The 24,533-nt window shown below is 45.9% G+C and carries 20 protein-coding genes and 1 pseudogene; 16 read left to right on the top strand and 5 right to left on the bottom strand.

From position 1 onward, the window contains the following. The first annotated feature begins 21 nt into the window (after nucleotides 1-21). From ABLA33_RS04670 to ABLA33_RS04655, 4 genes are all read left to right on the top strand, one after another. Complete coding sequence (locus ABLA33_RS04670) at nucleotides 22-342, top strand: YbjQ family protein (RefSeq protein ID WP_311490760.1); 321 nt, start codon at nucleotides 22-24, stop codon at nucleotides 340-342. Between the two features lie 92 nt (nucleotides 343-434). After that, nucleotides 435-1,034 carry a ribonuclease HII gene (locus tag ABLA33_RS04665; protein ID WP_347719431.1) on the top strand — a complete coding sequence of 200 codons (600 nt, stop codon included), beginning with the start codon at nucleotides 435-437 and terminating at the stop codon, nucleotides 1,032-1,034. A 542-nt stretch (nucleotides 1,035-1,576) separates the two neighbouring features. Further along, nucleotides 1,577-2,203: a hypothetical protein gene (locus ABLA33_RS04660; RefSeq protein WP_347719430.1), complete on the top strand. Its 627-nt coding sequence runs from the start codon at nucleotides 1,577-1,579 to the stop codon at nucleotides 2,201-2,203. Then, nucleotides 2,200-3,024 (top strand): nucleotidyl transferase AbiEii/AbiGii toxin family protein, encoded by an 825-nt coding sequence (locus tag ABLA33_RS04655; protein WP_347719429.1) that lies wholly within the window; start codon nucleotides 2,200-2,202, stop codon nucleotides 3,022-3,024. Before ABLA33_RS04660 ends, ABLA33_RS04655 begins: the two co-directional genes overlap by 4 nt. A gap of 121 nt (nucleotides 3,025-3,145) precedes the next feature. Here ABLA33_RS04655 and ABLA33_RS04650 read toward each other — a convergent pair whose 3' ends face one another. From ABLA33_RS04650 to ABLA33_RS04630, 5 genes are all read right to left on the bottom strand, one after another. Further along, nucleotides 3,146-4,498: a TIGR00341 family protein gene (locus ABLA33_RS04650; protein ID WP_347719428.1), complete on the bottom strand. Its 1,353-nt coding sequence runs from the start codon at nucleotides 4,496-4,498 to the stop codon at nucleotides 3,146-3,148. 162 nt (nucleotides 4,499-4,660) lie between these two features. Continuing rightward, the gene (speA, locus tag ABLA33_RS04645; RefSeq protein ID WP_311490764.1) at nucleotides 4,661-6,553 is read right to left on the bottom strand and encodes a biosynthetic arginine decarboxylase; all 1,893 of its coding nucleotides are present in this window, start codon (nucleotides 6,551-6,553) and stop codon (nucleotides 4,661-4,663) included. A gap of 30 nt (nucleotides 6,554-6,583) precedes the next feature. Further along, nucleotides 6,584-7,108 carry a shikimate kinase gene (locus ABLA33_RS04640; protein ID WP_347719427.1) on the bottom strand — a complete coding sequence of 175 codons (525 nt, stop codon included), beginning with the start codon at nucleotides 7,106-7,108 and terminating at the stop codon, nucleotides 6,584-6,586. Next, on the bottom strand, nucleotides 7,105-9,435 hold the full coding sequence (topA, locus tag ABLA33_RS04635) for a type I DNA topoisomerase (RefSeq protein ID WP_347719426.1): 2,331 nt from the start codon (nucleotides 9,433-9,435) through the stop codon (nucleotides 7,105-7,107). Before topA ends, ABLA33_RS04640 begins: the two co-directional genes overlap by 4 nt. An 830-nt stretch (nucleotides 9,436-10,265) precedes the next feature. Further along, on the bottom strand, nucleotides 10,266-12,437 hold the full coding sequence (locus tag ABLA33_RS04630) for a M6 family metalloprotease domain-containing protein (RefSeq protein WP_347719425.1): 2,172 nt from the start codon (nucleotides 12,435-12,437) through the stop codon (nucleotides 10,266-10,268). Between the two features lie 194 nt (nucleotides 12,438-12,631). Between ABLA33_RS04630 and ung the strand changes: the two genes are divergently transcribed. The 12 genes and pseudogenes from ung to ABLA33_RS04570 form a co-directional block, all read left to right on the top strand. Beyond that, the gene (gene ung, locus ABLA33_RS04625) at nucleotides 12,632-13,294 is read left to right on the top strand and encodes a uracil-DNA glycosylase (protein ID WP_347719424.1); all 663 of its coding nucleotides are present in this window, start codon (nucleotides 12,632-12,634) and stop codon (nucleotides 13,292-13,294) included. A 2-nt stretch (nucleotides 13,295-13,296) separates the two neighbouring features. Then, complete coding sequence (locus ABLA33_RS04620; RefSeq protein ID WP_347719423.1) at nucleotides 13,297-13,887, top strand: DUF3109 family protein; 591 nt, start codon at nucleotides 13,297-13,299, stop codon at nucleotides 13,885-13,887. A 551-nt stretch (nucleotides 13,888-14,438) separates the two neighbouring features. Continuing rightward, nucleotides 14,439-15,548, top strand: a complete 1,110-nt coding sequence (gene murG, locus ABLA33_RS04615; RefSeq protein WP_311490770.1) for an undecaprenyldiphospho-muramoylpentapeptide beta-N-acetylglucosaminyltransferase — start codon at nucleotides 14,439-14,441, stop codon at nucleotides 15,546-15,548. A gap of 36 nt (nucleotides 15,549-15,584) precedes the next feature. Continuing rightward, nucleotides 15,585-16,970 (top strand): Mur ligase family protein, encoded by a 1,386-nt coding sequence (locus tag ABLA33_RS04610; protein ID WP_347719442.1) that lies wholly within the window; start codon nucleotides 15,585-15,587, stop codon nucleotides 16,968-16,970. A 97-nt stretch (nucleotides 16,971-17,067) separates the two neighbouring features. Next, nucleotides 17,068-17,808, top strand: coding sequence for a cell division protein (locus tag ABLA33_RS04605; RefSeq protein WP_347719422.1), 741 nt, complete (start codon nucleotides 17,068-17,070; stop codon nucleotides 17,806-17,808). 46 nt (nucleotides 17,809-17,854) lie between these two features. Beyond that, on the top strand, nucleotides 17,855-19,288 hold the full coding sequence (gene ftsA, locus ABLA33_RS04600) for a cell division protein FtsA (protein ID WP_347719421.1): 1,434 nt from the start codon (nucleotides 17,855-17,857) through the stop codon (nucleotides 19,286-19,288). Nucleotides 19,289-19,313: 25 nt separating this feature from the next. After that, a complete protein-coding gene (ftsZ, locus tag ABLA33_RS04595; protein WP_311490773.1) occupies nucleotides 19,314-20,636 on the top strand; it encodes a cell division protein FtsZ in 1,323 nt (440 codons plus the stop codon). Nucleotides 20,637-20,763: 127 nt separating this feature from the next. Continuing rightward, entirely contained in the window at nucleotides 20,764-22,119 is a 1,356-nt protein-coding gene (gene ftsZ, locus ABLA33_RS04590) for a cell division protein FtsZ (RefSeq protein WP_347719420.1), read from the top strand. A gap of 18 nt (nucleotides 22,120-22,137) precedes the next feature. Continuing rightward, on the top strand, nucleotides 22,138-22,587 hold the full coding sequence (locus ABLA33_RS04585) for a GatB/YqeY domain-containing protein (protein ID WP_040597791.1): 450 nt from the start codon (nucleotides 22,138-22,140) through the stop codon (nucleotides 22,585-22,587). A 217-nt stretch (nucleotides 22,588-22,804) separates the two neighbouring features. Beyond that, the gene (locus tag ABLA33_RS04580) at nucleotides 22,805-23,185 is read left to right on the top strand and encodes a hypothetical protein (RefSeq protein WP_347719419.1); all 381 of its coding nucleotides are present in this window, start codon (nucleotides 22,805-22,807) and stop codon (nucleotides 23,183-23,185) included. Nucleotides 23,186-23,195: 10 nt separating this feature from the next. Then, nucleotides 23,196-23,753: a hypothetical protein gene (locus tag ABLA33_RS04575; RefSeq protein WP_347719418.1), complete on the top strand. Its 558-nt coding sequence runs from the start codon at nucleotides 23,196-23,198 to the stop codon at nucleotides 23,751-23,753. Nucleotides 23,754-23,886: 133 nt separating this feature from the next. Then, nucleotides 23,887-24,533 (top strand): annotated as a pseudogene (locus ABLA33_RS04570) (RHS repeat-associated core domain-containing protein); the annotation flags it as partial.

Below are 24,533 nucleotides of genomic sequence, written 5' to 3'. Positions count from 1 at the left end.
TGCACAATACCTCATACAATCATGTTACTCACTACAACTCCAACAATTGAAGGACACACTATCCAGCAGTATTTAGGTATCGTAACCTCTGAAACCATTATCGGCGCAAATGTCGTGCGCGATTTCTTCGCCGGCTTACGCGATTTCTTCGGTGGCCGCGCAGGTTCTTACGAAGAGGTGCTCAAAGAAGGCAAGGAAACAGCCCTACAAGAAATCCGCGAACGCGCTGCCGCCATGGGAGCTAACGCTGTTGTAGGCATCGACCTCGACTACGAAACCGTAGGTGCTAAGGGTTCTATGCTGATGGTGGTATGTTCTGGCACTGCCGTACGCGTAGAATAATTTCCATTTCTTATCCACAGATCTTCCGCGACCAATAGGTACAATTCTTTCGTACCCTCTTGGTTCGCGGTTTCTTTTGAAAAACAAAATCCATGCTTGCTTCTCATTTCAGCACATATCCTCTCGAGGCCGGTTGCGACGAAGCTGGTCGCGGGTGTCTGGCGGGTAGCGTTTATGCCGCGGCAGTGATTCTCCCCGAGGACTATCACTATGAAGGACTCAACGATTCTAAGCAGCTCTCCGCCCACAAGCGCTACCGATTGCGTGAAGAAATAGAGCGCGACGCAATAGCTTGGGCCATTGGCATTGTCACACCGCAGGAAATCGACCGTATCAACATCCTCCAGGCTTCTATTCTGGCTATGCACCGCGCCTTGGATCAACTACAGGTACGTCCTGAATTTATCATTGTTGACGGCAACAAATTTTTCCCCTACGGCACTACGCCACACCAAACCATCGTCAAAGGCGATGCGAAATACGAGTCGATAGCAGCCGCCTCTATCTTGGCCAAAACTTACCGCGACGACTACATGCAGAAACTCCACGAAGAGTTCCCCTTCTATGGTTGGGATCACAATGCCGGCTACCCCACAGCCCTACATCGCGAAGGAATTCGCCGCCATGGCTGCTCTCCCTACCACCGCCGAAGCTACAAACTACTACCCGAAGACGAACCCACGCTCTTCTAACTTCTGCATACACGAAACCAATACTTCTATTTCACTCCCTATAAAAAACGTTATTTCATTGTCACGTTGTCACAGATAAACAAAACCTTCTGACAACCAACATCTTAAATGCGTGACAACAACTTTTCTTTCTCATTTTTGTTGTCACCACGTTGTCACACACATAACACAAACGATTTCAACACTTTAACCATCGAGCGTGACAACGTGACGACGTGACGACACACAATCAAACTACAGGAGAAGTACACCTCCACACCATTTCCTCCTTCCTTCCGCCTACCCGCAAATACAATAAGGCTGTCGACTGACAGAATAAGGCTGTCAGCTGGCTTCCTTATTACGCTGGCTGACAACCTTATTGTATTTACGCTGCCACTAATCTTGCTCTTCTAAACTCCTTTCTCCCTACTTTTTCATACTCTCCCACTGATTGAAACATCCATCATCGTGCATAGCTTTTCAAAGAAAAACAGTCAAATTCAGAACAGAAAAACAATAAATAATTAGTTTGCTGTTCAAATTTTGACTACTTTTGCACTATGATTACAAACATAGAACAAATTGGCAATATCCCTGTAAGCACTGCCACGATCGCTTCAATGTTTTCAGAGGTGAAGGCAGGAAATCAGAAAGTACGCAATCTTGAGTTAGGAGGTAAAATCATCCGACTCAAGAAAGGGCTCTATGTTGTTGCCCCAGCCGAATCGCGGGTGGCACTTTCAACAGAATTGATTGCTAATCATCTCTATTCGCCATCTTATGTGTCGATGTCTTCCGCATTAAGATATTATGGGTTGATACCAGAGGAAGTTTACACGACACAGTCAATGACTATCAAGCACTCTCGAATATTCGACACACCTATTGGGCGTTTTGATTACTTCGCGATGAGTCGTGACGCTTTCCACATAGGAGTAACCTCTATCAATAAGCAAAACTATGCTTTCAAAATGGCCACTCCCGAAAAGGCTCTCTGCGACCTGATCGCACATTCGCCACTGGTAAATCTGAGATACTTCAAGGATGTTGAAACATACATAGAAGAAGACATACGAATGGACATGGAAGATTTCCGCAATATGGACAGAAGCATTTTTGAAAGATATGTAGAAGTCGGGAAAAAGGCGAAGTCAGTCCAAACACTTATAAATTACTTGAAGCGATGAACGATATTTACAATCAGATGCTAACGGCTTACGACCAGTCGACAGAACAGCAAAAGCGCAATGCCGTGTTTGAAGTGAATCAACAAATCATTCTCGCAGGTTTATACCACGGAGGATTCTTTGATGTGGCAGCTTTCTATGGCGGCACCTGTCTCCGCATTTTCCACGGCTTACAGCGTTTTTCGGAAGATATGGACTTCTCCCTCCTTGCTCCAAATGCCGATTTCAATTTCTCACAATACTTCCAACCTGTCATTGACGAATTTGCAATGGTGGGCAGAGATGTTGAAATAAAGAAGAAAGATAAAAAGCACTTTGGAAAGGTAGAGTCTGCTTTCTTAAAAGATAATACGGACGTTTACGACATCACTTTTCAGACAGAAAAGTCGGTCAAGATAAAAATTGAAGTAGACATTCAACCGCCTTTGAAGTTTCGCACAGAACAAAAACTGCTCCTTCTGCCTGAATCTTTTTTGGCGCGTTGCTTTACTCTTCCAGACTTGTTTGCGGGGAAAATGCACGCCTTGGTTTATCGCGTTTGGAAGAACCGCGTTAAAGGGCGTGACTGGTACGACTTCGAATGGTATGTTCGCCACAATGTTCCTCTTAATTTCACACATTTGCAAGAACGTGTACTTCAGTTTAATCAGAAAGCAATCAATAGAGAATCCTTTCTTGAACAGCTAAAAGAACGCCTATCTACAGCCGATATAAACCAAGTCAAAAGCGATGTTCTACCTTTTGTTCGTCAACCGAGCGCGCTAAATATCTGGTCAAATGATTATTTCCTTCAGTTGAGCAATATGATTATTTTTGAGTAGATTATCAGTATAAAGCAAGCTCTTTTGCCCCCTTAGCAGAAGTCACGAACATACCAAAAGAAAGAGCTTCCCTTGTTCATTCACAGAGGGAAGCTCTTTTAGGATTTAGCAAAGCAAAAAACTAAAAGGAGGTTACTATGACGCGCAAACTATCTACTTTAGTTCGTACTTTTAGCCATTCTTGCAATCGCTGACGATCTGGAGAGCTAAGAGCGCGCGGACAATTCACCACGGCCATAACATATTCTTGACTGGCAGCGGTATCAGTCTTCGCTTCCGTTACACGAGAGATACTGATACTCTTTGCTGAGGGGCACACAGCTTTGAGTTCGGTGTGAACCTCTTTGGTGAGTGTAGCATATTGTTGGTAGGCGTTGAGTTGTTGCTCTAGCTCTCCAAGTTGTGCAACTTGCTCTATGAGTTTTTGCTGACTGGCTTGCGTATTACCTGAAGAATAACTATATTGCTGATTTGCAAGAAGCAAACTATCTGATTGCAAACCTTGAATGATATGCAGCTTATAGTCTTCGAGATTATAGGATTCCAGCATCTTTTCTGCTTTAGCTATTTCCTCTTTTGAAATAATTTTACCTACCGCAACAATGTTTAGCGTCTTGTGTTTAGTATCAAACTGTTGAGAGATAATCTGTGTACCTTTGAAAGCGAGTTCGTTGCGAACAAAACGGTTACTATTGTTTTCCAACACGCTTTGTCGGATAATCTGTACAGTCATATAAGCTGCGGGAAGCATTGTGAGTACCACGATTCCGATGATGTAGCGCTTCACAGTGACCATACGTGCTGCATCAATGAATTGTTTTTGCTTGAAACGCAACATACGCACGCCAACAAATGTGGTCAAGGTAATGAAAACAGTGTTGATAAAATAGAGATAAAACGCCCCGAAGAAGAAACTCGGTTCGCCCATAGCAAGTCCGTAACCTGCTGTGCAGAGAGGTGGCATAAGGGCTGTTGCAATTGCCACGCCTGGAATGACATTCCCGCTGCCGCGCGTTGAGAGCGCTAAGATACCTGCTGCACCACCACAAAGAGCTATCAGCACGTCGTAGAGCGTTGGCGATGTGCGCGCCAAGAGTTCCGACTGCGCCTCAGTGAGTGGTGTTATAAGAAAATAGAGTGTGGCGGTCAATACGCTAATGCCTGTCGCCACAAGATAATTCTTGATTGACCGCTTCAGCAGAGCCAAATCACTAATACCGATTCCTAATCCCATTCCAACAATGGGACCCATCAGGGGAGAGATAAGCATCGCACCAATGATTACTGCGGTGGAGTTCACATTCAGTCCTAAAGAAGCTATGAAGACGGCAAAGACCAATACCCAAAGATTGGCGCCATGAAAGGTAACTCCACTACTGATTTGCTCTATCGTTTTGGCTTCTTCCGCCTTATCGGGCAATGCATTGAAGTATCCTTTCACTATCTTCCACAATGTTTTTTCATTATTTTCCATATTTGTTGCTTATTATATGTTTGCAAAATAGAATGGGCGCAAAGATAATATATTTATAGATAATGAAATTAAAGTGTGATTCCTTTGTTAGAATAAACAAAAGCGGCGAACAGAATTCTTTGCTGACTCTGTTCGCCGATATGAGTATAAAGATGAAAGAAATTATTCCAAATAGGTGTAGCCATAGAGGCCTGCACGATAGTTGGAGATAAACTCTTTGCCTTCTTCCGTAGTGATTTTTTCTTCAGCAACAGCCTTGCTCACCCAACTCTCTAAGCGGCGAACGAGGCGCTTGGGGTCGTATTGCACATACTCCAACACATCGGCCACTGTTTCTCCGTCAATGGTTTTATCAATGGTATAACTGTCATCATTAACACTGATATGAACGGCATTGGTATCGCCGAAGAGATTGTGCATATTACCCAATATTTCCTGATAAGCTCCCACGAGGAACACGCCTATATAGTAGTGCTCACCATTGCGGATAGCGTGGAGCGGCAGATAGGTTTTTTGGTGGCCGTTGTTAACGTAAGTGCCCACTTTTCCATCTGAGTCGCAGGTGATGTCCTGAAGGGTGGCGTTGCGCGAGGGACGCTCATCGAGGCGATCAATGGGCATAATGGGGAAGATTTGATCCAGCGCCCAACTGTCGGGCATCGACTGGAAGAGAGAGAAGTTGCAGAAATATTTGTCTGCAATGCGCTTATCAATATCGCGAAGCTCATCGGGAACATGCTTCTGATGGTGAACGAGTTCGGCCACCTCATTGGTGATACTCCAATAGATGCTCTCAATCTGCGCGCGCGTCTTGAGATCTATCATACCCATTCGGAAGAGATCAAGAGCTTCTTCGCGAATGTCCTCCGCATCGTGCCAATCTTCCAGCATGGAGCGAGGCGACAGCTTTTCCCAAATCTCATTTAAGTCCTTAACGAGCTGATGATCCGATTCAGAAATTTCAAAATCATCAGACATCATCGTTGGGTGTACGCTTTCAAGCACGTCGAGAATGAGCACACTGTGATGCGCTGTCAAGCTGCGTCCGCCTTCTGTAATAAGATTGGGATGAGGGATATTATTCTTATTGGCAGCATCCACAAAGGTGTAGACGCAGTCATTAACATATTCTTGAATAGAATAGTTCACCGAACTCTCAGAATTGGACGAACGCGTCCCGTCATAGTCTACTCCGAGACCGCCACCGCAATCCACAAACTGTATGTCGAAGCCCAAATTGCGCAACTGTACGTAGAATTGAGAAGCCTCACGCAAAGCTGTAGAGATGCGGCGTATCTTCGTAATCTGACTACCGATGTGGAAATGGATAAGTTTCAAGCAGTCGCGCATCTCCATCTTATCGAGCAATTCGAGTGCTTCGAGCAATTCAGCAGAAGAGAGGCCAAACTTAGAAGCATCGCCTCCGCTTTCTTCCCACTTACCCGCACCGCTGGAAGCCAACTTGATGCGGATACCGATATTGGGGCGAACGCCCAACTTCTGGGCTGTTTTAGCGATAATTTCCAATTCGGGCAATTTCTCAATAACAAGAAAGATACGCTTTCCCATCTTTTGAGCCAACAGAGCCAACTCAATGTAGTTTTGGTCCTTATGGCCGTTGCAAATAATGAGACTATCGGAGTCCATATTAGTGGCTACTACAGCGTGAAGTTCCGGCTTTGAACCTGCCTCCAATCCGAGGTTGTACTTCTTGCCGTGGCTGATAATCTCCTCCACAACAGGGCGCATCTGATTCACCTTAATGGGGAAAATGATAAAGTGTTCAGCTTGGAAGTTGTACTCCTTTGCAGCGATATTAAAGCATTCGGACGTTTTCTCAATACGATTATCCAAAATGTCAGGAAAACGCAAGAGAACAGGAGCTGTAATATCGCGCTCATTCAAATCGTCGACCACTTCCTTTAAGTCGATTTTCACATCGTTCTTACGTGGTGAAACATAGGCGTGACCTTTATCGTTGATTCCGAAGTAACTCACTCCCCAGCCTTTGATGCCGTAGAGCTCTTCCGAGTCTTCAATTCTCCATTTCTTCATTCTTTCGGTAGAGTATAGTATGTTTTGTTCTTATTTGATTTCTGTTTCTATGAGTTCCACCAAGCGGTTGATCTTTTCGGCCGAGTCGAGCACATCTACATCAACCACGTGGCGAGCACGGAGGTAGAAATCCTCACGTGCCTGTATTTGATCTGTCACAAACGTTTGCAGCTCCTCGGGACTCATTCCTTCCAGTAAGGGTCGCTTCCCTTTGCTGATTTTTAGATGGGAAAGGATGGTTTCGGGAGAGGCTTTGAGATAGATCACCTCTGCTGCTTGGTTCATGTAGTCGATGTTATCGAAGAAACAAGGTGTTCCGCCTCCACAACTCACTACGACGTTCTCAAATTCGGCCACTTCGTGGAGCATATTGCGCTCTTTCTTGCGGAACGCTTCCTCACCCTCTTCAGCGAAAATCTGGGGAACACGTTTGCGGAAGCGTTCTTCGATATACCAATCAAGGTCGTAGAACATCTGCCCACGGCGTTTGGCTAATTCTTTGCCTATTGTGGTCTTCCCGACACACATATAGCCAATGAGAATGATGGCTTTCATCGACGCGTACGGCGAGAGGTGGTTTTTGCAGGCTTGCTGCTTTCGGCTTCGATGATTTTCTTACAATCTTCCAGCGTTAGTTTAGCAGCTGTTTCGTGTTGCGCCTTGGGGATTTTATAGTTCTTACCCTCATACTTGATAAAAGGACCGAACCGCCCGTTCAAGACCTCGATGCCTTCTGCTTCAAACGTCAGGATGTGGCGTTTTGCTTCCTCTGCGCGCTTCTCTTGTATGATTTCGATGGCGCGCTCCAGGGTGACATTGAGAGGATCTTCTCCCGCGGGAATGGAAGAGAATTTTTTGTTATGAAGCACATAAGGTCCGAAGCGACCCGTATTCACAACGACGGGACTATCCTCAAACTCGCCCAAAGTGCGCGGAAGCTTGAAGAGGTCCAATGCCTCTTCGAGCGTAATTGTCTCTATGCTTTGGTCGGCATGGAGAGATGCAAAGAGAGGTTTCTCGCTTTCGTCCGCCGTGCCCAACTGAACCATTGGGCCGAAACGACCAATTTTCACGCTGATTGTTTTTCCCGTTGTGGGATCAATGCCGAGTTCTCGTTCGCCCACTTTATGCTCTGTTTTCTCATTGAGAATCTTCTCCACTTGCGGTTCAAAGCTGGCGTAGAAGTTGCGCATCAGTTCATGCCAGTTCTCCTTTCCTTCAGCCACATGGTCGAAATCTTTTTCCACTTTGGCTGTAAAGTTATAGTCCATAATTTCAGGGAAGAACTCTGTAAGAAAATCGTTCACAACAAGACCCATATCTGTTGGAATGAGCTTCTTCTTTTCAGAGCCGAACGTTTCTTGCGGATTCGATTCGCTGATGCGATTATCTTTCAGTTTGAGCACATTCACTTTTCGCTTTTCGCCTGCCTTATCGCCTCTGGCAACATATTCGCGTTGCTGTATGGTGGAAATTGTCGGAGCATAGGTAGAGGGACGCCCAATACCAAGTTCTTCGAGTTTGTGTACGAGGGATGCTTCATTATAGCGAAGCGGAGCAGAAGTGAAACGCTCTTGCGCAACAATTTCTTGGCGTTTCAGCACGTCGCCTTCACTCATTTTCGGGAGCAGCTTTTCCTCTTCTTCATTATTTTCTTCGTCGTGGCTCTCACGATAAACGCGGAGGAAACCATCAAACTTCACAACCTCTCCTGTCGAAACAAAACGTTCGTCAGCATTGGTGCTAATACTGATTTCGACGGTTGTCTTCTCCAGCTCTGCATCGGCCATTTGGCACGCAATAGTACGTTTCCAAATAAGGCTATAGAGACGCTTCTCTTGAGCAGTACCCGTGATTTCCTCGCTGTCCATGTGTGTAGGGCGAATTGCCTCATGGGCTTCCTGCGCTCCCTTAGCACTGGTATGATAAGTGCGGCGTTTGTGGTACTCTTTCCCCGCCATCTTCTCAATCACTGGGCCGCAAGTGTTCAAACATAAGTCGCTCAGATTCATAGAGTCGGTACGCATATAGGTGATAAGACCGCGTTCGTAGAGACCTTGTGCCACGCGCATCGTTTGCGCAACGGGGAATCCAAGTTTGCGCGCTGCCTCCTGTTGCAACGTTGAAGTGGTGAAAGGAGGAGCCGGTGTGCGCTTTGTGGGACGGGTGGTGACGCTGTCAATATGGAATTCGGCTGTTTTGCAGCTCTCCAAGAAAGCACGCGCCTCTTCTTTCGTCGTGAAATGACTGCGAAGCATTGCTTTCAGTGCTGCTCCATTGGGTAGCTCAAACAAAGCACTAACAGCATAACTGGCGTGACTCTCAAAATTTTGTATCTCACGCTCGCGCTCCACAATTAGGCGAACGGCCACACTCTGCACACGACCTGCAGAAAGATTCGGACGCACTTTTCGCCAAAGGACGGGAGAAAGTTTGAAACCTACCAAGCGGTCGAGCACGCGGCGCGCTTGCTGAGCATCAACAAGGTTGAGATCAACGTGGCGCGGATGTTCGAGAGCGTTGAGTATGGCAGACTTGGTGATTTCGTGGAATACAATTCGATTTGCACTCTTAGGGTCAAGTTTCAGAATCTCTGCCAAGTGCCAACTGATGGCCTCTCCTTCGCGGTCCTCATCGGATGCAAGCCAGATGGTTTCAGCTTTTTTGGCTTGGGCGCGAAGCTCTTTAACAACGTTTTTCTTATCAGCAGGGATTTCGTATTGTGGCTCGAAACTTTTTAAGTCAACTCCGAAATTTTTCTTCTTCAAATCGCGAATGTGTCCAAAGCTGGACATCACCTTAAAGTCCTTGCCGAGAAAGCGTTCTATGGTCTTTGCTTTTGCGGGAGACTCAACGATAACTAAGTTTTTGGGGTCTGACATGTTGCGCTATTTATTTTTTTCGGGCGCAAAATTAGTGCTATTTTTCTGAACCACACCTTAAATATAGCAAAAAGTAGAAGAACACCCCGATGCTCAACAGGTTTAGCGACTTGAGGTATGAACGAACAAAAACCTACGTTTCGGTAACAAATTATTACAAAATAAGGAAGTAAAATAGAAAATTATCTGCTCAGTTTTTTAAGTAAAAAACGACAACTCCACCCACTTTGGAACACGAGAGAGAGAAATAACTCTACAGAACATGCCGAAAACGGTGTTGCTCTACAAGCCGTGGAGGGAGTTCTCTTCTCCTCTCCTATCTGATAAAACTTAGTTTTTTGTTGTCACGTTGTCACAGAATATAAAACATATTGATAAACAAATATTTATGGGCGTAACAACAAAATCTGTCTCATCTTTTGTTATCACACCGTCGTCACACGCACAACACATACTCGTTCAATTAGTTACCTTACAATTGTGGCAACGTTACGACGTGACAACAAAAAAACAAAACATAGGGAAAGGAGTGTACTCTCACTATTTTAGTTTTCTTATTGCGCATTCAGCTACAATAAGGCTGCTGGCTGATAACCTTATTCTGTCAGCTGACAGGCTTATTGTAGCTGAAAACACAATAAGGATATTTATGAAGAAGCACACTTTATGCGTTTTTCCCGATAGAGAAAAGTTTCAAAGACTCTTGCCAGGAGTTGCGCGCTAAGACAACAGATAAGACCGGAGCAAAAGAAAAGGCTACCGCACTCTGTTGAAGAGTAGGCGGCAGCCTTTATAAACAAATGTTCTGTTACGGAATAACCCGTTAAAACTTAGAAGAGAACTTTCTTGCCGTTCACGATATAGAGGCCCTTAGTGGGATTCTCAACGCGGCGACCTTGGAGATCGTACACCACACGCGTGGAAGGAACCATATTTGGCACTGTCTGGACGCTTGTAGGCGTAGTGTTCTTTCCTGTAAGCAAGAGGTTCTTGATATTCCATGTGGGAGCAGCCTGATCGGTACTGCTGTATTTGAAACCGAGTTGTACGGTTTTGCCGTCGTACTCAGCCAGAGAAACACCCAGCGGAGCGGCATCGATAAAACTCCAATCTGAGGTGGGATAAGTAATATCGGTCACTTGCTTCCAAGTGTCGCTTTCGTTTTCACGCACCCAAAGCGTGATTTGGTCATTGCTTCCGCCGAAGAGCTTTGTAGAGTGTTTGAAGAAGAGTTTTGCATTCTGGCAATACTTCAAGTCGATCACAGGAGAAAGGAGCCAGCTCTCAGCCGCATAGTTCTTACTACCCACATGCGCCGAACCCTTTGCACCATAGTAGGATTGGAATCGCCACACCTTAGTGACACCTTCCGACAAACTTACATCTTGAACCGTGAATTTGCCCAGGTCTTTAGCGAAAGGTTCAGAGTAGATAGTATCCAAATCAGCCATAAAGCTAAACTTGATCTGTTTTCCCACTTTCGTAATACTGGTAACAGGTTTTGTTCCCAGTTTTGAACCATCGAAAAGCGGGAACGACTTAATCTCGTTCACACCATTTCCGTAGAGGTTAGCTTGATTAGCATTATAGTAAAGTTTCTCACCGTTAGCCGTCACCACCATTGCGCGCTTTTTGGTCTGCACATTGTTGGGAATATTCCAGTTCCACTCTTGTGCATTATAAGCAATGCGCGTTAGCAACAAACCGCTTCCCTGATTAGCAGGATACCACGTTCCAGGCTGACGGTTCTCCAAGATGAAATATTCTTTGCTACTATTGCGAATCAGCACGGCCTGCTGTCCGTCCTCAGTGTCATAGGAGTCAAGGGTAACATCCTGCGGATCGGTCAGTTCTTTGATTTTGAGCCAACCCATAACGCTACGTTCGTAAGCCGTGTAGCCTTCAGGAGCACGTCCGCCATTAACGAAAGCGCCACCGTCCATGATAGACCACGCACCGAAAGCATCGTCGTGACTATAGCTTCCGTTGGTTGCATAGAAGTCGGGCAAACCCAGTGCATGACCAAATTCGTGGCAGAACACACCCATACCCATCAAGGTGCGGTTGTGGTCAAGCTCATTACCCACGAAATAAGAATTGAAATGGAAACCGCTCATGTTCTTATTGATATCGAACTCTTGCGGCCAAATATAGTCGGCACCATTACCGCCTTCTGTAGCCTCACCTGGACCTGCATAAAGAACGCTCACAAGGGGTACAGACCCATTTACCATATATTTAGAGAAGTCAACGCCTGCTGCTTTAGCAGCTGCCACAGCATCTGCTACAAACTGAGGGACGTTCTGATCGCCACCTCGTGCGGAGTTGCTCCCATAGAATTTATAGCTTTGGGGAACGGTCACAATGGCTACAACCTCAAATGTTGGGTCGAACATACCGTTGCTCTGACTCAGAAAGTAGTCACGAGCAGAGCCCTTACACTGTGCTTCTTCCTTATATCCCTTTTCATTGAAGTAGCGAGTCATCTTCTCGATGGTCGTTGTAGGCTGGAATTTCAAGTCGGGATACTGCGCCATGATAACAGGAATGGTGTATTTACCAATACTATTCACACCGCCAGTGCCGCTCTGCCCAAATTTGCCCAGACCATCACTGGTAGAAACACCAATTATCCTGCGTGGTTCATTCTCATGATGCCTCACGGGAGTTGTTGCCTCAGCAGCTTCAGCCAGAGTAAGAGGGTGAGCAGCGATAAACTGCTTCTCGGCTTCCGTGCGAGCTCCTTCTTCGTGAGCAATCATAGAAGACGCCACGAGTTTGCCATCCAAGAGAACAGCATAACAGAGATCACCAGAAGCATTGGGCACAAGCACCAAATCGTCCAAAGAAGTGGAGAAGGCATAAAAACCATCACCATGCTTGTAAGCCATCAAGCTAGTGCCATCACTTTGCGCGTAAGGAAACGCCATGTGGCGCGGGCGGATAGCTTGAGAAGAAAGCGCCAGCATCATAGCCAACGATAAGAGTAATAACTTCTTCATAAATGTTTTGTATAGATATTTTTTATTTCTATTGATTTTCAAGAGTACAGCTGCAAAGGTAGTATTTTCCGTAAAGAAGACAATAGATTATCACCTTAAGTGAGCAAAAAGGCCTCTCAACCAACAAAACAAAACATACCAGCTGTTACAGCAAATATAGAAACAAAATTGTACCTTCGCCAATAAAAGAGTGTATGCAAGTAAAGATAGCCCCCTCTTGGGGAGAAAAACTCCAAAGTGAATTTGATGCGCCCTATTTTAGTCGGCTCACCCAGTTTGTTCGCAAAGAGTACGCCACAGGGCCGTGCTACCCTCCTGGTAATCAGATATTCAACGCCTTCAACCTTTGCCCTTTCGACAAGGTGAAGGTAGTGATTCTCGGCCAAGACCCCTATCATGAAGAAGGACAGGCTGAAGGACTGTGTTTCAGTGTGGCCGATGGCGTACAGTGGCCGCCTTCGCTGCAAAATATCTTCAAAGAAATCGAAGGCGACCTGCATCGTCCAGCTCCCGCCACGGGAAGTCTGCGCCGTTGGGCCGAACAAGGCGTTTTGCTCCTCAACTCCACGCTAACGGTGCGTGCTCACCAAGCAGCCAGTCATGCTGGGCAAGGCTGGGAAACTTTTACAGATGCAGTTGTGCGTCTGCTTTCCGATGAACGCGAGAACTTGGTGTTCCTCTTGTGGGGTAGTTACGCTCAACACAAAGGAGCAATTGTCGATCGCCAGCGCCATCTGGTTCTAACGAGTGCGCATCCTTCGCCTCTCTCGGCGTATCGTGGCTTCTTCGGCAACCACCATTTTTCGCTCTGTAACGACTATCTCATCCAACACAATATAACTCCCATAAATTGGTAAAAATGCTTCACATTATCCAAGTAGGAAACGTTGTTCTTTCTCCCGATATTATCACCGAATATTTTTGTTGCGATCTCGATGCTTGTAAGGGTATCTGCTGCGTAGAGGGCGATTCTGGTGCGCCACTCACAGAAGAGGAAGTGGGCGAACTGGAAAATGTATTACCAGAGGTGGAAAACGAACTAACGGAGAAGGCGCGCGAAGTGATTCGCGAACAAGGCGTAGCGTATGTTGATCAAGATGGAGATTTGGTCACTTCCATCGTCAATGGCAAGGATTGTGTTTTCACCTGCCACGAAAATGGCTGTTGTTTCTGCACGACGGATCGTGCTTTCCGCCAAGGGCGCACACAATGGAGCAAACCCATTTCTTGCTATCTATATCCCATTCGCGAAAAATATTTAGGCGCGAACACCATCGGACTGAACTACCACCGCTGGAGCGTTTGCGAACCTGCTCGCCGTAAGGGGCGAGAGTTAAGACTTCGTGTTTACGAATTCTTGAAAGAACCGCTCATTCTTCGCTTCGGCAAGGAGTGGTACGAAGAATTGCTCCAAACAGTCACAGAACTGAAGAAACACCGAATGATATAACAGCTCCAACCCACCTCTCTGAGTTAACTTTCAATACGCTGCAAACAAACATTTACTTTCCAAAACCATAAGCCGACAGCCTTAGCACCACCGTTGCTCGCATAAGGATGTCAGCTGGCACAATAAGGCTATCAACTGACGCAATAAGGATGTCAGCCGATAGCCTTATTGTATTTCCCAGCACCTTTATTCCGCCTTAAAACAGCTAAAAGATAAAGAGTCAAAGGTACACACTTACATCTTTCCTCCATAAGCAAAACACACTATACCTCTAAAAAAACGATCAACAGAAAAAGGCTTTTCGAGTATATAAAAGTCAGATTTAGCACAAGAACTAACAGACTTATTTTTTTACATATATAGCTTCATTTTTAGTTCCTTTTTAGACAATAAAACACCTCTTTTGTCTTTGGGCAGCAAAAACAAGTCTCTACCCCACTTGCAAATACCATTTTACAACTGCCACATACACATTAATAAAAAAGCAGCATTTGTTTTGTTTTTCGCCTCTCATACGTTACATTTGCAAGATAATATATAGAATGCTTAAAATGGATGAATTAAGAGTTATTATCAGCGGTGGCGGCACGGGAGGACACATCTTTCCCGCAGTCTCTATTGCCAACGCCATCCGAGAGAAGCGCCCCGATGCCAAAATCCTTTTTGTAGGTGCAGAAGGACGAATGGAGATGCAACGTGTTCCAGCTGCTGGTTACGAGATAAAAGGATTGCCCATCGCAGGTTTCGACCGCAAACACCTGTTGAAAAACATCAGTGTACTACTGAAAATCATGAAGAGCCAGCGCATGGCGAAGCAAATCATCAAGGACTTTCAGCCGCAAGTGGCTGTAGGCGTAGGCGGATATGCTAGCGGTCCTACACTCAACATGGCTGCAAAAGCAGGCATCCCCACCCTCTTGCAGGAGCAAAACTCTTATGCGGGAGTGACCAATAAGCTCTTGGCGAAAAAAGCCAAAAAGATTTGTGTGGCTTACGATGGTATGGAGCGATTCTTCCCTGCTGACAAAATCATGTTTACAGGGAATCCTGTGCGCCAGAACTTGCTCGACAAGAGCATGTCTAAGGAAGACGCATTGCAGCAGTTTGGATTGGAAGCTGGGAAGAAGACGATTCTGATCGTAGGCGGTTCGCTCGGTGCTCGCACCGTGAACGAGAGCATTCTGACAAACTTAAACCTCATCCGCCGCCAAACTGGTATCCAGTTTATTTGGCAAACTGGAAAATACTACAGCGAAAGTATTCACGCAGAATTAGAGAAAGCGGGGTGTCCAGACAACTTGAAAGTGATGGACTTTATTTCCGACATGAAATCAGCTTATGCCGCTGCCGATTTGGTCATCAGTCGTGCCGGCGCAGGAAGTATCTCAGAATTCTGCCTTTTGGGTAAGCCCGTGATACTCGTACCTTCGCCCAATGTTTCTGAAGACCATCAGACAAAAAATGCGCTCGCTCTTGTGCAAAAAGATGCGGCAATCTATGTCAAGGACGATGAGGCGCAGCGCACCTTGCTGCCACTGGCAATTAACACTGTGAGCGACAATGAACGCTTGAAAACGCTGAGTAAAAACATTCTGCTCCTGGCGCGCCCCAATGCAGCCTCCGACATTGCCGACGAGGTTCTGAAATTAGCACAACAATAAGTTTCTCGCGGAACTCCCGCTCGAGAATCATCACATATCATCATGCAAGAAATCAAATCAGTATATTTCGTCGGTGCAGGCGGCATCGGCATGAGCGCCTTGGAGCGCTATTTCCTTCACAATGGAATTTTCGTTGGCGGTTACGACAAAACGCCCGCCGAACTTACAGAACGGCTCCGCGAAGAGGGTGCACAAATCCACTACGAGGAGAATGTCGACCTCATTCCTGCCGAATGTCGCGACCCGCAAACAACACTGGTGGTTTACACACCTGCCATTCCTGCCGAACACAAAGAGCTTGTGTGGTTTCGCGAGAATGGATTTGAGATACATAAGCGCGCCCAAGTGCTCGGCACTCTGACGAAGCAGATGAAAGGGCTCTGTGTGGCTGGAACACATGGAAAAACCACCACAACAGCCATGACAGCTCACCTGCTCTATGAGAGCCATGTGGGATGTAACGCTTTTCTCGGTGGTATCACAAAGAACTACGGCACTAACTACCTCATCAACCCTAAGAGTCCCTTTGTGGTGATCGAAGCAGATGAGTTCGATCGTTCTTTCCACCATTTGCGTCCCTTTGCGAGTGTAATCACATCAACAGATGCTGACCACCTCGACATTTACGGTACAGAAGAAGCCTACCTCGAAAGCTTCCGCCACTACACGGAGCTTATCCAGCCCGAAGGCGCACTCATCGTGCACACGGATTTAAAGATGAAAGCCAACCCTCAAAAGGGCGTGCGCGTTTACAGCTATAGCCGTACAGAGGGCGACTTCCATGCCGAGAATTTACGCATCGGTAACGGCCGTATCATCTTCGACTTTGTATCGCCATTTGAAAACATCAAGGATGTGGAACTGGGCGTTCCCGTCAGCATCAACATTGACAACGGCATTGCCGCCATGGCTTTGGCACAGATTGCAGGAGCTACGGCGGAAGAAATACACCGCGGAATGCTGACATTCAGCGGAGTGGATCGCCGCTTCGACTTCAAGTTGAAGAACGACCGCATCGTATTCTTGAGCGATTATGCACACCACCCCGCAGAAATCAAACAAAGCATACTGAGTTTGCGCGAAGTATTCAGCGGACACAAGTTGAGTGCGATATTCCAACCACATTTGTTCACTCGCACACGTGACTTCTACAAAGATTTTGCAGCAAGTCTGTCATTGCTCGATGAGGTTGTGCTCACTGAAATTTATCCTGCTCGCGAACAACCTATTCCTGGCGTAACAAGCCAGCTCATCTTCGACAATCTTCGCCCAGATATGGAGAAGCACATGGTTTGCAAAGAAGAATTGCCCAACTATGTTCGCGAACACGACTTCGATGTCCTCGTGGTGTTAGGTGCTGGCAATGTGGACAATTATGTTCCCGAACTCACAGAGATTCTGAAAAAGAAATACAACTGTTAAAAACTTCAGCAGAATAAGAGAAGCGGCAAGACTACGCCCTTTACTCGCTCGGCTACCTCGCCCCACAACAACTCAGACAACCCCTTTCTGAAGCACAATGAAAACGGTATTCAAAATACTCTTCATATTGGCACTTGCCGCCTATCTAATCTTCGCTTTCGCCAAGTTCACCAGTAGCGGAAACCGCGCAAAGTGTGAGGGCATCACTGTAGTAATCACCGACAGTGCTCATGCTGGTTTCATTACAGCTAGCGAGGCAGAAGGGATACTGCAAAAGGCGCGCATACATCCCGTTGGAGAGCAGATGGATAAAATCAGCACTAAGAAAATTGAGGATGTGCTGAAAAAGAATCCTTTTATCAAGGATGCTGTCTGCTACAAAACTCCCGATCGCCATGTGAACCTTATTATCAACCAGCGTCTGCCGTTGCTCCGCATCATGGCGGATGATGGAGAGGACTATTATATTGATGAATACGGCTACTCTATGGCTCCGATGGGATACGTGGCCGATTTAGCTGTAGCAACAGGAAATATCGACAAAAACTTCGCAAAGAAGAACCTCGTAAAGCTGGGAAAATTTCTGCGCGACAATATTTTTTGGAACAACCAAGTGGAACAAATCAACGTTATGGAAGATCACAGCGTTGAACTGGTGCCACGTGTGGGCAATCAGATGATTGATTTAGGGAGTTGTGATAGTTTGGAAGTCAAATTTCGCAACCTCAAAGCTTTCTATGAGAATGTGATGCCGCAAGTAGGTTGGAACAAATACTCCCGATTAAATCTCGAACACACCAATCAAGTCATCGGAACAAAGCGCGAAAACAATAAATAAAGCCGCCCCGCTTTAGCCTCAACAGAAAACAATAAAACAATAAAATATGCCAACAGACAACAACTTCATCGTAGCGATAGAGCTGGGTTCTTCAAAAGTGACCGGTATCGCAGGCAAGAAGCAACCCGACGGAGGTATTCAAATCCTTGCCGTAACGCAGGAACCGTCGGCAGCATTCATCCGCAAAGGTCGCATCAACAACGTCATGAAAATGAAGACCTGCATTGCCAATATCAAAAAGAAACTTGAAGAAACGCTGAAGAAATCGATCAATCAGACGTATGTCGGCGTCGGCGGTATGGGTATGCACACCGTTCCCAACAAGATTACAAAGAATTTCTCTGACAAGACGATGATCACAGAGGATATCATCGACTCTATCCACGACGAAAATCTCCAGATGCAGTCATCAGAACGCGACATCTTGGAAGCCGTTACGCAAGAATATAAGCTGGGCGCACAAACAACCCTAGAACCTGTTGGCATCCAGACTGAAAGCATCGAAGGACACTTCCTCAATGTTGTTACGAAGAAAGAAGTGTGTGATAATATTAAGACGTGCTTCCACGAAGCAGGACTCGATGTTGTCGACATCCCCATCACTTTCTTGGCATTGGCTGAAAATATGCTGACAGAACAACAACGACTCTCGGGATGTGCCTTCGTTGATATGGGTTCAGAAACCACGTCCGTTGCTGTTTATAAGAACGGTATTCTGCGCCATTTGGCGGTCATTCCGCTGGGTGGAGAAAATATCACCCGCGATATTGCTTCTCTTCAAATCGAACTTTCCGAGGCTGAACAACTGAAATTCAATTTCGGATCTGCACTTACGCTCGAAAATGGAGAGACACACACGCCCATCAAGCTCCAGCGCGGTGACGCCGTTAGCTATGAAGAGTTTGCAGGCTTGGTAGAGGCGCGCCAAGAAGAAATTATAGAAAACGTAGCTGAACAAATCAAACTCTCTAAACTTGATAAGACGCAGCTCATTGGTGGCATCATCGTGACTGGTGGAGCTTCCAACATGAAGAATATCGACAAGGCTTTTGCAAAATACACAGGCTTCGACAATATCACATTTGTGAAGAGTATCAACATCCCGCTCCGATTATCGGACGCACAAAAGAACTTCAACAAAGACGGAGCAGCAAACAGTGCTATTGCTTTGATTGAGAAAGGCGATGAAAACTGCTGTGGCGGAGAACTTGGAGAAGGTCAGAACGAACTCTTCCCCACCAAAGAAAAGATGGAACGTCTGAAAGCACAGGAAGAAGCGCGCAAACTCGACGAGGCAAAGAAAAAAGCCGAAGAAGAAGCGCTTCAAGAACAAATCAGACTCAAAGAAGAGGAAGAGGCACGCCTAGAAGCAGCACGCCAGGCTGAAGCCGAACGAGCTGCAAAGCGTGAGAAACGCAAAGCAATCTTCAATCGCTTCAAGCATTGGATGGACAATCTTGTTAGTGATAAAGAAAACTAATGTTACTCCCTAAAACCAGACTACAATGACTGAAGATATTCAAAACAAGGAAAATAATCTGATTGATATGGGACTGCCCAGCACCTCTCCTGCGATAATAAAAGTTATCGGTGTCGGAGGCGGTGGCGGCAATGCAGTGAACCACATGTACCGTGAAGGCATTCACGACGTCAACTTTGTGCTCTGCAACACTGACAGTAAGGCGCTCTGCGACTCTCCCGTCCCCATGCGCTTGCAGTTGGGCAAGGAAGGACTCGGAGCAGGCAACCGTCCAGAACGTGCTCGTGCAGCTGCTGAAGAGAGCGTGGAAGACATACGCCGCATGCTCGACGATGGCACCAAGATGGTATTCATCACCGCTGGTATGGGGGGCGGCACAGGTACGGGTGCTGCACCTGTCATTGCTCGTGAGGCGAAAGACATGGGAATACTCACCGTGGGTATCGTCACTATTCCATTCCGCTTTGAAGGTAACAAGAAAATCGACCAAGCCCTCGACGGCGTTGATGAGATCAGTAAACACGTAGACGCCTTACTCGTAATCAACAACGAACGTCTCCGCGAAATCTATCCCGACCTCAACGTGCTGAGTGCCTTTGAGCGTGCCGATAACACCCTCTCGGTAGCAGCCCGCTCGATAGCCGAAATCATCACCATGCACGGCATCATCAATCTCGACTTTAGAGATGTTTGTACCGTGCTCAAAGATGGGGGCGTCGCCATTATGTCTACTGGGTTCGGCGAAGGAGAAAACCGCGTGACGAAAGCCATTGAGAATGCACTTAACTCTCCACTGCTCAACAACACCGATATTTTCCACTCAAAGAAAGTACTCTTGTCCATCTCTTTCTGTGCCGAAAAGGAAGGCGACACGCTCATGATGGAAGAAATGAACGAGGTACACGAGTTTATGTCCAAATTCCACGACGATGTAGAAACGAAGTGGGGACTTTCCACCAACGACACCCTCGGCAAGCAAGTCAAGATCACCATTCTGGCCACAGGCTTCGGTATGCGCGATATTCCAGGTATGCAGGAGAAGATAGACGCCGAAGAAGAGCAACGCCGTATCAACGAAGCTGAAAAGGCGGAGGAATATGAAGACCGTCGCAACAAGTACTACGGTACGGACGAAAAGAAGTCTGGGCAACGTCGCAAACCACGCATCTACCTCTTCAATCTCGAAGACCTCGACAACGAAGAAATCATCTCAATGGTAGAACTCACGCCTACTTTCAAACGCTCCAAAGAAACTCTCAAGGAGATCAACACCAAGGCTTTGGGCGTGACGGCCATTGAGCCTGAATCGGCTAATTTGGACCCAGGCGCATCTATTAGCTTCGTATAGAGCATATCGACAAAACAAGAACAATCCTCATAGGGAGAAGCCTCGTCTTCTCTCTATCTGACATTTAGCGCCGGGCTTCATGCCCGGCCCTTTCCTAGGGCCCCGCTCATTCATAAATATCCGATACATGGCTGATACAGCAAACAATAACATAGAAAAATTGCAAAACAATGAGTCCTTCCTCGGCGAATTAACGCTCGAACAGCCGAAAGACGGACTTATCGTAAACCTGAAAAACGCCAACGACCCTTCTATCATCAAGGTCATTGGCGTAGGTGGAGGTGGAGGCAATGCCGTTGCCAATATGTACCGTGAAGGAATCCATGATGTCAACTTCCTTGTTTGTAACACAGATCGCAAAGCGTTGGAATCCTCACCTGTTCCCGAACGCCTACAATTAGGTCCCGGACTTGGTGCGGGCGGAAAACCCGAAAAAGGGCGTGAACTGGCAGAAGCAAGCCTTGAAAACATCAAGAAAACCTTAGATGATAACACACGCATGGTGTTTATCACAGCAGGCATGGGCGGAGGAACAGGCACAGGAGCTTCGCCCATCATTGCGCGTGAGGCTCGAGCACGCGGCATCCTCACTGTCGGCATCGTCACCATTCCTTTCCTCTTCGAGATGCAGCGCCAAATCGACAAAGCTTTAGATGGTGTTGATGCACTGGCCAATGAAGTTGATGCCTTGTTGGTTGTCAATAATGAGCGGCTCAAAGATATCTATTCCGATCTCTCTGTCATCAATGGTTTTAAGAAGGCCGATGAAACTCTCTCCACGGCCGTTCGCTCCATTGTTGAAATGATATCCATGCACGGCATTGAGAACATCGACTTTAGAGATGTCGAAATGGTGCTGCGCGATGGCGGAGTGGCTATCATGTCTAATGGATACGGCCGCGGCCAAAACCGACTAACCAAAGCTATTGATGAAGCACTCCATTCGCCTCTTCTCAACAACAACGACATCTTCAAAGCTACGCGCTTCTTAATGTGCATCAGCTTCAACCCCGACGAAACAAAGGGGCTACAGATGGAAGAACTCAACGAAGTAACGGAATTTATGAACAAATTCCGTTCGGATGTGGAAACAAAATGGGGACTTGAAACCAATCCCGAACTCGACGACAAAGTAAAAGTCACCATCGTTGCTTCCGGCTTTGGCTTCGACAACAACCAACCAGAAATCATTGAAAACGGTGTTCTCACCGAAATGGATGAACGCAAAAAGGAACGCCGTGAACGCATCTACGGCACGACCAAAGGGCAGAAGAAACAAATCATACCACACAACTATATATTCTCAACCGACGACCTCGACAACGAAGACCTGGTGATGGAACTCGATGCCATACCCGCCTATAAGCGCACACGCGAACAGCTCAAGCAGATTGAGAGTCATGTCATCCCCGAAACGGCCACCACCATCGATCTCAGTGAGCCCTACCGCCCTGAACATACCATTGACTTCACAGATCTATAAACACTACAATACTTATATATTATGTTATTCGACCAAATAAGCAAAGACATCATGACAGCCATGAAGTCGCGCGACAAAGTACGCACCGAGGCGCTGCGCATGATCAAAAAGAACTTCATCGAAGCTAAAACGGCTCCGGGCTCCAATGGAGAACTCACCGATGAGCAGGCAATCAAGATTATCGCCAAAATGGCAAAATCTGGTCACGACCAAGCCAAATTCTTCATGGATAATAACCGCCCCGATTTGGCTGAAGCTGAAGAAGCACAAGCTAAGATTTACGATGAATACCTGCCGCAGCAACTCTCGCCCGAAGAACTGGAAAAAGAAGTGCGTGCTATCATCGCCGAAGTGGGTGCTACCAGCATGAAAGAAATGGGTAAAGTGATGGGCACTGCCACTAAACGCCTTGCTGGAAAAGCCGACGGCGGCGCCATCTCAGCCCTCGTACGCCAACTGCTGGGATAAACTGAAGAAAAGAGGAAACGATTTCTCCTTTTTCCTTTATCTAACAAAGAGTGGATTATAACAATAGGTCTTATAACCCACTTTTTATGTAATTACGCATTTTGCCTATTTCAGAATAAAACAGAAACAAGCAAAAAGGATACTTTATGCGGAAGGTATTTACGGGTTTAGAGATGGTGGATACAAAACGGATTATGAAGGTAATGCCGAATACAGTATGGAGGCTGTAATAAATGCCTTAACTAATGGTAAGGATTACTCTAATGGCGCAATTAGGTGGGATGGCTTTGATCTTGCTGCGAGAGGTTTTAATCATCCTAAGCCTAAAACTGCTGGCGTAGAAATTAGCCCTGCAGATTTTATGCATTTTAAGGCTGCGTGGCCAGCAAAGCTCATTAAGGCCTATAGTGCTGGAAAGTATACGAGTTTCTCTTCTAATTTCCATTCAGGAAGTCATCCTGCAACATATGGTTCGAATAAAGGATATGTACTATATTCATCTTCGGCTGCTTATGGTAGGACTATGTTTTGGAAGGCCAATTTAAATGCGACAAGAAAAGTCGCTGGAAAAATAGAGACATACAAACATACATACTAAGTTTATCAATATGAATAGTAAGTTTTTTGTAATAGTGTTTCTTCTTAGCTTGTTCTTTGCAGAAACGTTTGCACAAGATAATATACCCAATAATATATTATTGGATAAAACATGTAATGTAAAATATAATAAGCGGAATGATTCTACTTTAGTAATGACCGTGTCAATTAACGGTCATGCGTATAAAGACTCATTCTTATTTGTGGAAGGTGTTCCATTTTCAAAGTATTTACCAAAATACTTTGGCCGATATAAAAAGAGCTTAATATTTATTAATGGAGAATCAGTTAATTATCGGCGTCTAACGGTTTATGAGTTGAATGGTTGTAAAATTAGAAAAGGTGTGTACGAAATGGAATTATGTTCAAATAGAAATAGCTCCGTAGAGTACTATTTGTTCTTTTACAATAATCAGCCAATAAAGATAATTTCATCCTTGGATAAGACTCTATACAAACCTTTAAGTCTTAGTGTAAAAATCGAATCAGACAAAATATCTACTATAGAATCTTGTAAAGGAAAATTTAAGATAAGGATGGTAAAGGGGAAATGCTACTCTTTAAAATAAAATAGAACTAAAATCATAAACCGAACTTGATAGTGGCGGTTTACCTCCACTATCATTTTTTGAGCTATGTGCAATATAATCATTAACAGTACGTTATAAGTATATGCAGGACTATCTTTGCTCATATATCTGTATCGGTAATGGATCGTTCAACAATGTCTATGGCAGAAACGGCAGCTATGTAACAGCTGGTGAAAAGGACTATGCCGAGTGCATGAACGAGATAGAGAGGCAGAAGGAGGATTACTATAAGCAACTCGGTGTTGCTCTGGGGGTACCGACAATGAAGGGTGCTTATGGTGATCCAGAGAACACTGGCGTGGGCTATAATACTATCATCAAGGAGTTGGGTGATCATAGCGTGCCTGATGGCTGGATACAGACACCGAAGCACAACGATGAGCAGGGCAGTAATCCAGGCGCACCGATCTCTTGGAACGACCCAATAAACCCTGATGACCCGCAGGCTGGTTATGGATATATTCCAAACGACACTACTAAAGAAGAGACCTTCTTCTATCACAGTGACCACCTCGGCAGTACGTCCTACATCACAGACGAACACGCCAATATCACACAGTATGATGCTTACCTTCCATACGGTGAGCTGTTAGTTGACGAGCATAGTAGCAGTGAAGAACTGCCATATAAGTTCAATGGTAAGGAGATGGATGCAGAGACTGGACTGTACTACTATGGCGCAAGATACATGAATCCTGTCACAAGTCTGTGGTATGGGGTGGATCCGCTGGCAGAGAAGTATAAAGAAATAGGTTCTTA

The sequence above is a fragment of the uncultured Alloprevotella sp. genome, assembly GCF_963536905.1.
Lineage (GTDB): Bacteria > Bacteroidota > Bacteroidia > Bacteroidales > Bacteroidaceae > Alloprevotella.
The sequence above is the reverse complement of the archived record's forward strand: the minus strand, read 5'-3'. Positions and strand labels throughout refer to the sequence as shown.